This is a genomic window from Mesorhizobium sp. WSM4806 (assembly GCF_055811635.1).
On sequence record NZ_JBVVQZ010000077.1, the window covers coordinates 1 to 340 of the forward strand.

A 340-nucleotide genomic window follows, 5' to 3' on the forward strand; every position below is an offset into this window, starting at 1 on the left:
AAGCATTGCGGCGATCTCGGCTCGCTGGCGGCCGGGCTGGTGATCCAGCAGATCGGGCCAAGGCCGCGGCAGAATTTGCGCAGAGAAGCCGAGCAGGCGGGGTTGATCTAGCCGGGCGATTCAACGACAAGCTGCCCGTCTCCCCTCCTGCAGGCCCTGCGGGGAAAGTGCGCGTAAACCGAAATTTTGGATGCGCATCCGCGTGAGGCAGCCCGCGGCATGTCACGATCGACAAGGTTGATGGCGGTGCCGCCCTTCAGTGCGAAGGTTCTGCCGTGCGATATAAGGAAGCGTTCGGATCAGCAGCTCGACCTGTCGCATAGCACCAGCCATCGTCGAC

1 pseudogene is annotated in these 340 nt (G+C 62.9%); it reads left to right on the plus strand.

Annotation, left to right across the window (positions count from 1 at the left end):
• Nucleotides 1-111, plus strand: a pseudogene (locus tag AC0L2M_RS34650) (adenosine kinase); the annotation flags it as partial.
• Nucleotides 112-340: the final 229 nt, after the last annotated feature.